Raw genomic sequence first — 4,278 nt, forward strand, 5'->3', positions numbered from 1 at the left:
GGATCCGGCGGAACCCCCGAAGAGGCCCCCACCACCGGCGCCGCCGGAGCGTCCGGCCCGCGAGGAACCGAACAACCCGCCACCGCCACCGGAGCGGCCGGAGCGCGAACCTGAACCACCCAGCAGGCCACCACCGCCGGAGCGGCCAGAGCCCGGGGAACCGAACGCCCCCCTACCCTTGGCACCAGCCCCGGCGCCAGCGCCTCGGCCGCCGGCCCCCGCGGACCCGCCCAGGCCGCCACCCCGGCCGGCGGCCGCACCGCGACCACCCGCACCGAGGCCGGCGCCGCGTGCTTTGCGGCCGGCGGCGCCGGTCATGCCGCTGGCGGCCGACCGCGAGGAGCGGTGCCGGCCCCCGGCCGCACCCGAACCGGCCCCGCGGCCGCCGGAGCGGCCGCTTCCCAGGCCGGGGGCCCCGAAGAACCGGCCGGCCTTACCGGCGGCGCCGGTGGTGCCGGCACCGGCGGCGGTGTTCTTCTTGGCCTTGTGGCGGCGCAGCCCGTAGGCGACACCGGCCACCGTGGCCACCCCGGCGGCCGCCACCAGCCCGGCCGGGCCGGCGGCGGCGTAGATGCCGCTGCCGGCCGTGGCCAGCGTCGAGGCGCCGGTCTCCAACAGCGGCGGTAGAGCCGGAGGACCGTCCGGTTCCTCGGCGGTATCGCCGGTCTCGCTGCTCTGCCCGGGTGCCGGCTCCGGGCGCTCCGCCGGCAACGGTGCCGCCTCGGGCACCTCCGCGTCGCGGTCATCGGTCACGGTCACGTCGACCTCCCTCAGAACAGGTTGCTGATGGTCGGGGTGAGGGCGGTGGCGAACCGCCCAAGGGCGTCGGCCCCGCCCGTGACCAGGCCGACGGCCGCCGAGATGAGGCCGGCCACGGACTCGGGGTTAGTGAAAAACCACAGGACCAGGGCGCCGATCAGGCCCCAAGTGATGATCTGAGCCAGGCATCCACGAAGCATGGGGGTCTCCTCACAGGTCGAACAGCGCAGGTTGCGCCGAGTCGGGGGGTTGGGTGGCCAGGTGTTCGTCGACCTGGTCCTGGGCCAGCGGGTGGGTGCGCACGATGTCGCCGGCCCACCCGCAGGTGCACAACGGCCAGTGCAGGGTCCACTCCGGGACCGGCACCGGCCGGATCTCGATCAGGTGGTGGACCCTCACGCGGCCACCGCCACGGAGCGCCCGAACTCGCGTTCAGGCGCCTCGAAGGACCTGCATCCGGCAGGGGGCGGACACTGCCGCCCGTTGCTGGTGGGCAGGTACACGTCCCACACCCGCCCGCACTCTGAGCAGGTATGCCGGGCCAGGTGAGCGCGGGACAGCGCCCGCTCCTGGGCCGGCGTCATGGGCCGCACGGGGCGAGCCAGCGAAGGCCGATACAGGTTCGCGGTGCGCACCCTGTCGCGGCGTGGAGAACGGGTTGAGGCCCACATGAGCTGAGCCGCCACCTCCAGACCCGCGATACTCAATCCCTGGGCCCGGAGCTGGGCTTTGGTGCCCAGGTCGGGGTCGAAGTGCTTCGACCAGCCCCACGGGTAGGTGGGGATGCCGAAACGCGATCCGTCGAGGTCGAGGAAGCGGGTCGGTGCGGGGGGCACGGGTGATCTCCTTCCTGTAGAGGTGCGCTGGTGTGGGGTGACGTCCCGGGCGGGCGTGGCTCGCGGGCTCGATGGCCGCGCGTCCGCCGGCCTCGCCGAGGGGTGCCGGAGTGGTGCGCAGAGCCCCCGCTCCGTTGTGGCGCGGGGGCTCTGGGCACCCGCCGGAGCGGGTGGTCGCCACCCCTGGCGGCTGGTGCCGCCAGGGGTGGCGGAAGGGGTGGCTTCAGGGGGTCAGCAGTCGTTGACCTTGTTGGGGTCGAAGACCTTGTGGCCGTCCCTCCACAGGGCGGTGCGGTGAGTGCGGATGGTGTCGCGCGAGCAACGGATCAGCTTGGACAGCGCCCGGTTGGAGATGTCGATCCCGTAGACGTGGATGGCCAGACGGATCTCCCACCGAGTTCCCTCCAGGTCCGGGAAAAGCCCCAGGACATCGGAGGCGTCCGGGGTGTCCGTCACCCCCTGCCGGTCGGTGTCGTCAGGGGTGGCGGTTGCGTCGTCCACCCCCTGGCTGGCGGCGGTGAAGTCGGCCAACCACCGGGCGGTCTGGTCACCGATTCCGGCGCTCTCGGCCGGAGATTGCTTGGGCTGAGGCCGGCGTCGCGAGAGCGACCCGTCAGGGGTGACGGCCGGGCCGTCAGGGGTGGCGGGTGCCTTCTGCTTCGTGTTGGCCGTGGCGTCGATCTTCGCGATGGCCTGACCGATCGTGGCGGAGGCGGAAGTGTTGATCAGGTACGCCAGACCGGCGAACAACGCGCTACCGATGGAGCACGCGGCCCCTACCGGGCCGGACCCGATCGAGGAACCCACGATGGAGACCAGGAGCGGGGCGGCTACCAGGAACGCGAACAGCTTCTGGGTGTTGTCGTCGACCTTGGCGCCGGCCCGCGCGAGGATGCCGCGCCAGACGATGACGGTCGTGCTCAGCCCTGTCAGGCCGATCTCTGCGAGGTAACCGACCGGGACCGGGCCGCCCATGCCTTCCACCAGCGCGGCCAGACCCATCGCCGATCCGATGCTCAGTGCGATGCTGGCGGTCAGGACGACCCGGCCGAATCGCACCTGGTGTCGGGTCATGTCCAGTACCGTGCGGGCCGGTGAAGTCGCCTTGCGGGCCGCTGCGATAGCCCGTTCGATCTCGGCTTGCTCACCCTCTTTGCGGTCTTCCTCCTCAGCGGCCCGCACCCGACGCCGGTGACTCAGCTCCAGTTCGCGCTCCAGGCGCTGCGCGGTGAGTTCGTCGTAGCGACCTCGGGTGGCTGGGTTGTGCGCAGCATCCTCCAAGACCTCTTGCCCGGGGATGCTAGCCAGGGTCTTGGCGGCCTGGACCGCCTGCTGCACCGAGGCGGCGTCCACGGCCGTCTCCGGGGTGGGCTTCTTCTTGGGCTTGCTCATGGTGTGGGGGTCTCCTCTCAGGCCTGGACGGCCATGACGATCAGGGCTATGACGACGGCCGGGGCCATGATGAACAGGCCGAACGCGGCGATATCGCGCTCCGACATCAGGGGGTCTCCTTTGTGGGGGTGGGCCGGCCGAGCATGAGCGCACGACCACCGGTGATGCGGAGCAGAACGTCAACGAGACCGACCGTCAGGACGGCGCCGACAGCGACCAGAAACCAACCCATCAGCGGCCACCGCCTAGACCCACGGCTCCGGCCAGACAGGACAGGGCGAACGCCCCCAGGGCGCCGGCGAACGCACCGACCGGCCAACCGAGCGTCACCCCCAGAGTGATGACCACGCAGATCAGCGCGGTGACCAGGACCGCCATGACCCATTCGAGAGGGGAGAACATCAGAGCCTCACTTCCTCGGCCCAGGCGTCCACCCGGGCGGTGATGGTCTCGGCTGCGGCGTCGATGCCGGCCGCCAGGCCGTCGTCGTGGTCATAGAGCGGTGCGACCAAGAAGTCTTCGATGTCGGTGTTCACGCCGAGCACCCCCGGGCTTCGTCCACGAGGTCGTCGATGATGTCGGCGGCTGCGGCTTCGCGGGCTGCGCGCTCTTCGGCGCTCTCGCCGTCCAGGGCCGGGGCGAACAGTTCGTGGTCGTGGGTGTTGTCGACGATGTGCGCGAGTACCCGCACGTCCAGGGGTGCGGTGGTTTCGAGGGCCGCCAGGGGCGGCATCATGGTGGGGTACATCGGCGTTACTCCAGTTCCGTGGGTGTGCGAGAGCCCCGACCGGGTCGCTTCCGGTCGGGGCTCATCTGTGTTCAGGAAAAGGTCAGAGGGTCTCGGGCGTCAGGGACCAGAGCTCGGTCGTGGCATTGCCGGACATGCCCTGCTTCCTGGCGTTGTCGAGGAGCTGTGTGCGGACCTGCTCGAAGGCCTCCGACTGTCGGGTGCCGGCGGGGATGTCGACCGGGCCGCGCGACTCGACCAGTGCGTAGTTCATGGCGTGGCCGCCGGTCTGGATCTTCAGGACCAGGACGTAGAAGTAAGTGTTGGTCACGGGCGCGGTGGCGGTCGTGCTCATGGCGTCTCCGTTCGGGAGGTCGTCGGTGGACCCGGGCGGTCCCCGCCCGCCCCCGCGTGCCGAGTCGTGTCGGAGAGCGGGAGCGGACGGGCACCTCAGGGGGTGCGGTGGATGCGGCCATTCCGTTCCGCCCTGGTGAAGACGGAGCACCAAAGGGTTCTTGGTGCCGTGGCCGGTGCCGTTCGCCGTCCCTTGGGAGCTCGGGATGG

General features: G+C 71.2%; 8 protein-coding genes and 1 pseudogene. All 9 read right to left on the bottom strand.

Annotated features, from left to right (window positions below; all coding sequences use genetic code 11):
* Positions 1 to 759, bottom strand: a pseudogene (locus tag DSY14_RS27075) (hypothetical protein); the annotation flags it as partial.
* An 11-nt stretch (positions 760 to 770) separates the two neighbouring features.
* Positions 771 to 959, bottom strand: a complete 189-nt coding sequence (locus DSY14_RS27080) for a hypothetical protein (RefSeq protein ID WP_211719442.1) — start codon at positions 957 to 959, stop codon at positions 771 to 773.
* Positions 960 to 969: 10 nt separating this feature from the next.
* A complete protein-coding gene (locus DSY14_RS27085) occupies positions 970 to 1,158 on the bottom strand; it encodes a hypothetical protein (protein ID WP_211719443.1) in 189 nt (62 codons plus the stop codon).
* The gene (locus DSY14_RS27090; protein WP_211719444.1) at positions 1,155 to 1,595 is read right to left on the bottom strand and encodes an RRQRL motif-containing zinc-binding protein; all 441 of its coding nucleotides are present in this window, start codon (positions 1,593 to 1,595) and stop codon (positions 1,155 to 1,157) included. The genes DSY14_RS27085 and DSY14_RS27090 overlap by 4 nt, the downstream gene beginning before the upstream one ends.
* 231 nt (positions 1,596 to 1,826) lie before the next feature.
* On the bottom strand, positions 1,827 to 2,987 hold the full coding sequence (locus DSY14_RS27095; protein WP_211719445.1) for a hypothetical protein: 1,161 nt from the start codon (positions 2,985 to 2,987) through the stop codon (positions 1,827 to 1,829).
* Positions 2,988 to 3,218: 231 nt separating this feature from the next.
* Positions 3,219 to 3,389 carry a hypothetical protein gene (locus DSY14_RS27100; protein WP_211719446.1) on the bottom strand — a complete coding sequence of 57 codons (171 nt, stop codon included), beginning with the start codon at positions 3,387 to 3,389 and terminating at the stop codon, positions 3,219 to 3,221.
* Positions 3,389 to 3,523, bottom strand: coding sequence for a hypothetical protein (locus tag DSY14_RS29370; protein WP_283091715.1), 135 nt, complete (start codon positions 3,521 to 3,523; stop codon positions 3,389 to 3,391). The genes DSY14_RS27100 and DSY14_RS29370 overlap by 1 nt, the downstream gene beginning before the upstream one ends.
* Complete coding sequence (locus DSY14_RS27105; protein WP_211719447.1) at positions 3,520 to 3,735, bottom strand: hypothetical protein; 216 nt, start codon at positions 3,733 to 3,735, stop codon at positions 3,520 to 3,522. The genes DSY14_RS29370 and DSY14_RS27105 overlap by 4 nt, the downstream gene beginning before the upstream one ends.
* A gap of 82 nt (positions 3,736 to 3,817) precedes the next feature.
* Positions 3,818 to 4,069 (bottom strand): hypothetical protein, encoded by a 252-nt coding sequence (locus DSY14_RS27110; protein ID WP_211719448.1) that lies wholly within the window; start codon positions 4,067 to 4,069, stop codon positions 3,818 to 3,820.
* Positions 4,070 to 4,278 lie beyond the last annotated feature (209 nt).

The sequence above is a fragment of the Nocardiopsis sp. MG754419 genome (assembly GCF_018207095.1).
Taxonomy (GTDB): domain Bacteria; phylum Actinomycetota; class Actinomycetes; order Streptosporangiales; family Streptosporangiaceae; genus Nocardiopsis.

Excerpts from the sequence above, each read along its gene's own strand:
- DSY14_RS27080 (WP_211719442.1), bottom strand. The coding sequence starts at position 959 with ATGCTTCGTGGATGCCTGGCTCAGATCATCACTTGGGGCCTGATCGGC.
- DSY14_RS27095 (WP_211719445.1), bottom strand. The coding sequence starts at position 2,987 with ATGAGCAAGCCCAAGAAGAAGCCCACCCCGGAGACGGCCGTGGACGCC.
- DSY14_RS27100 (WP_211719446.1), bottom strand. The coding sequence starts at position 3,389 with ATGTTCTCCCCTCTCGAATGGGTCATGGCGGTCCTGGTCACCGCGCTG.
- DSY14_RS27105 (WP_211719447.1), bottom strand. The coding sequence starts at position 3,735 with ATGTACCCCACCATGATGCCGCCCCTGGCGGCCCTCGAAACCACCGCA.
- DSY14_RS27110 (WP_211719448.1), bottom strand. The coding sequence starts at position 4,069 with ATGAGCACGACCGCCACCGCGCCCGTGACCAACACTTACTTCTACGTC.